The sequence below is a fragment of the Arthrobacter sp. GAS37 genome (assembly GCF_044908325.1).
Lineage (GTDB): Bacteria > Actinomycetota > Actinomycetes > Actinomycetales > Micrococcaceae > Arthrobacter > Arthrobacter ramosus.
Genome location: NZ_JBIYDB010000077.1, coordinates 1 through 3809 on the forward strand (window position 1 = coordinate 1; position 3809 = coordinate 3809).

General features: G+C 61.0%; 3 protein-coding genes. All 3 read left to right on the forward strand.

Annotated features, from left to right (window positions below):
• Nucleotides 1-218: 218 nt before the first annotated feature.
• Nucleotides 219-947 (forward strand): GntR family transcriptional regulator, encoded by a 729-nt coding sequence (locus ABH924_RS24645; protein WP_404503132.1) that lies wholly within the window; start codon nt 219-221, stop codon nt 945-947.
• A gap of 85 nt (nt 948-1032) precedes the next feature.
• A complete protein-coding gene (locus ABH924_RS24650) occupies nt 1033-2223 on the forward strand; it encodes a CaiB/BaiF CoA transferase family protein (protein ID WP_404503134.1) in 1191 nt (396 codons plus the stop codon).
• A complete protein-coding gene (locus tag ABH924_RS24655) occupies nt 2224-3384 on the forward strand; it encodes an acyl-CoA dehydrogenase family protein (RefSeq protein WP_404503136.1) in 1161 nt (386 codons plus the stop codon). It abuts the gene before it with no gap.
• The last annotated feature ends 425 nt before the right edge of the window (nt 3385-3809 follow it).

The following is a 3809-nucleotide window of genomic DNA, read 5'->3' on the forward strand; positions in this document are numbered from 1 at the left end:
GAGTAGGACACCGCCGGACAACCATTAACGGTCCAGGCCCCGACACACGTCGGGGCCTGCACCATTTAACACCCCACCCCCCAACCGGCGCAGACCCCGGCTCACCTATGTGCCGGAAATCCGAAACCCCGGCTCACCTATAAGCCGGAAATCCCAAACCCTCGCTCACCTATGGACCCCTCCGAGATGCAGGTTCGCGTCACCCGTACAATGTCAGGATGAGTAGCATGCAACAGGTTACTCCCGGAGTGTCGCTGACAGCGCAGGCCACAGACATGCTGCGGGCGGCAATCACCTCCGGCGAGATGACGCCCGGGGAGCACTATTCCGCGATCGGGCTAGCCGAGAGGCTCGGCGTGTCCAGGACGCCGGTGCGTGAGGCCCTGCAGCTGCTCGAAAAGGAGGGCATTGTCCGGATCGAGAAGAACCGTGGTGTCCGGGTGCTGCAGATTTCACTTGATGAGATTGTGCAGATCTTCCAGATCCGAATTTTTCTTGAGCCCCCGGCAGCGGCTCGGGCCGCCGAGGTTGTCACCAAGGATGACCTGGAGCATTTCCGGGTGCTGCACGGGCGCATCCTGGATGCTGCAGCCGGCGATGATGGTCCCGGAACCCTGCAGGCGGACAAGGAATTCCACTTGTTTCTCATGGGCTTGGCGGGCAATCCCCGGCTAACCGCGCTGGATGGTGAACTCCGCAATCTGGTTCTTGCGCAAGGGTTGGTAACCATCCCTTCAATCCGAAGTAGCCAGGACTTGGCCGACGACCGTCGAGGCATTCTCGAGGCATTGGAGCGACAGGACCCGCAGGCTGCATGGGCTGCGGTTCGAGAACATGTCACCCGCACCGCCCGGCTTCTCATTACAGGTGTTTGCGCGAAGACGCCTGGACTGTCCGCCGATGCATATCTTGCAAAGCTGGATCAGCTGACGAAATTCCGCGGCTGACTCCGATACGACGAAGAATTGTTTACACGCCGGGAACGTTACCCTAGAGTTGCATGCAACATACAACCATCGAAGGAGATGTGTCGTGACGTCCATAGTGGGCAGCCCAAGCGGTCTGCCGCAGCCTTTGGCGGGGATTCGGATCGCGGACTTTTCGCGGGTTCTTGCAGGTCCGTTGTGCTCCATGATGTTGGCCGACTACGGTGCCGAGGTCATCAAGATCGAAGGTCCTGCCGGCGACGATACCCGGGCGTGGATCCCGCCTGTGGACGCCCATGGGACCGGTACCTATTTCGCAAGCGTCAACCGGAACAAGAAATCCGTCGTCGCAGATCTCAAGTCCGATGAGGGGTTGAGCCATGCCCGCGCCCTCGTGGCCGGCTGCGACGTCGTCATCGAAAACTTCCGTCCTGGGGTCATGGCGAAATTCGGTCTGGATTATCAGGCCGTTTCCGAGGGCCGGCCGGACATCGTCTATTGTTCGATCTCGGGCTTCGGGGCCGGCGCCGGCGCAAATCTGCCAGGCTATGACCTGCTCGTGCAGGCGCTAGGCGGCCTGATGAGCATCACTGGCCACCCCGAAGGAGAACCCAGCAAGGTCGGGGTTGCCCTGGTCGACGTCCTGACAGGACAGAATGCCCTAGCGGGGATCCTAATGGCGCTGCGGGTACGCGATGCCACGGGGACCGGCCAGCAGGTGCAGGTCAACCTCCTCTCCTCGCTCCTGGCAGCATTGGTGAACCAAGGCGCGGCCACCTTGGCCACGGGCAATTCGCCTGGCAGGCTCGGCAATGCACACCCCAGCATCGCCCCATATGAGACATTCCGCACTGGCGGCGGCACGCTCGCCATCGCGGTCGGCAACGATCGGCAATTTGCGGCGCTGGCGTCAGTCCTAGGGCTCGAGGGTTTGCCCGAGCAAGCGAGATTCCTCACTAACGAACGCAGAGTAGCATCCCGTGAGGAGCTTCGGATTGTGATCGAGGCTGCGCTCCATGCTGACAATGCTGCGAGTTGGCAAGGGAAATTGCTCGCTGCAGGTGTTCCTGCGGGCAGGGTCAACACCGTTGGCGAGGCTTTCGAACTGGCTGAGAGCCTGGGGCTGGAGCCGTCAATCGTTATCACTGATCCCGCCACAGGCCGGGAGTCCCGGCAGCTTACCAACCCCATCCGGCTGTCCGCAGCAGCACCGAACTACCGGCAAGTTCCCCCGGCCCTCGGTGAGCACCAAGGGTGCACCTTCCAGTCCCCAAACACTTCCGTGAAAGGCGCATAAATGTCCGATATCAGCGATCTGATTGATTTTGATTCCCTCCTTAGCGCGGATGAACGTGCGCTGCGCGATTCGGTGCGCGCCTTCGTGGATAGCGAGATCAAGCCACACATCGCAACCTGGTATGAAAAGGCCATTTTTCCGCTGGAACTTGTCCCCGAACTCGCCAAAATGGGCCTACTCGGCATGCACCTGAAAGCCTACGGATGCGCCGGGCGATCCGCCGTCGAGTACGGCCTGGCCGGAGCGGAACTTGAGGCCGGCGATTCCGGGTTGCGCACCTTCGTCTCGGTGCAGGGCTCATTGGCGATGAGCGCCATCTACAAGCACGGTTCGGATGAACAAAAAGCCGAATGGCTGCCGGCGATGGCCGCGGGGGAAGCGATCGGCTGCTTCGGACTAACGGAACCCACGGCGGGATCGGATCCGGGTCGCATGACTACCTTTGCGCACCGCGACGGAGGCGACTGGATCCTCAACGGATCAAAACGCTGGATCGGCCTGGCGTCGGTGGCCAAGGTCGCCATCATCTGGGCCCAGACCGACGGCGGCGTCCGCGGCTTCGTGGTCCCGACCGAGACCCCTGGATTCACGGCTACGCCGATTGAGCCGAAACTGTCTATGCGTGCCTCCATCCAATGCGACATCGAATTGTCCGATCTGCGACTACCCGAGAGTGCGGTGCTGCCGAACGTCGTCGGGCTCAAGGGCCCCTTCTCCTGCCTGAACGAGGCGCGCTACGGAATCATCTGGGGCGCCATGGGTGCCGCCCGCGATGCGTTCGAGGTAGCCCTCGACTACTCCAAGGAACGCCTGCAGTTTGGCAGACCGCTGGCCGGCTACCAGCTGACCCAGCAGAAGTTGGTTGACATGGCTCTGGAGATCAACAAGGGATTCCTCCTCGCCCTGCACCTCGGGCGCAAAAAGGACGCCGGCACGTTGCAACCGGACCAGATCTCGGTCGGAAAACTGAACAACTGCCGCGAAGCCATCAAAATTGCACGCGAAGCCAGGACGATCCTCGGCGGCAACGGAATCACGCTGGACCACTCACCCTTGCGGCACGCCAACAACTTGGAATCCGTGCGCACCTACGAAGGCACCGACGAAATCCACACCCTTATCTTGGGTAGCAAGCTCAGCGGTATCGCTGCCTTCCGTTAGGCGGGGCCCGACGGCGGAGCCCGCGTTCCGCCGTCGACGTCGCCGCGGCGTACCGATCAGGTTTGTCGATCAGCTCGACGAATACTGTCTCGAACCGTTGAAACTGCAGGGAACAGCGGGGCGTCAATGCTGGATTTGCGCGGGGTACGGAAGCCGTGTAATGTCTTCTAAGTCGCCGCGAGGGAGACAGCCTAGAGCTGGGAACCACGGGTGGCCACCCCTTCGAATTGAGCCTGGAACGGCTGGTGTTTTATGCGCCGCAATTCGAGGGAATTCGAATTGTTACCCTGAATTGGTTGAGATACTGATTTGCAAAGTTGTAATGATTCGGGTAAGTTTGGGAAGTTGCTCCGGAGCGATCCTGGACCCTTGGTTGGGTGTGGGTGGTGCCGGGTGTGTCTGTTGTTTGAGAACTCAATAGTGTG

Excerpts from the sequence above, each read along its gene's own strand:
- ABH924_RS24645 (WP_404503132.1), top strand. The coding sequence starts at position 219 with ATGAGTAGCATGCAACAGGTTACTCCCGGAGTGTCGCTGACAGCGCAG.
- ABH924_RS24655 (WP_404503136.1), top strand. The coding sequence starts at position 2,224 with ATGTCCGATATCAGCGATCTGATTGATTTTGATTCCCTCCTTAGCGCG.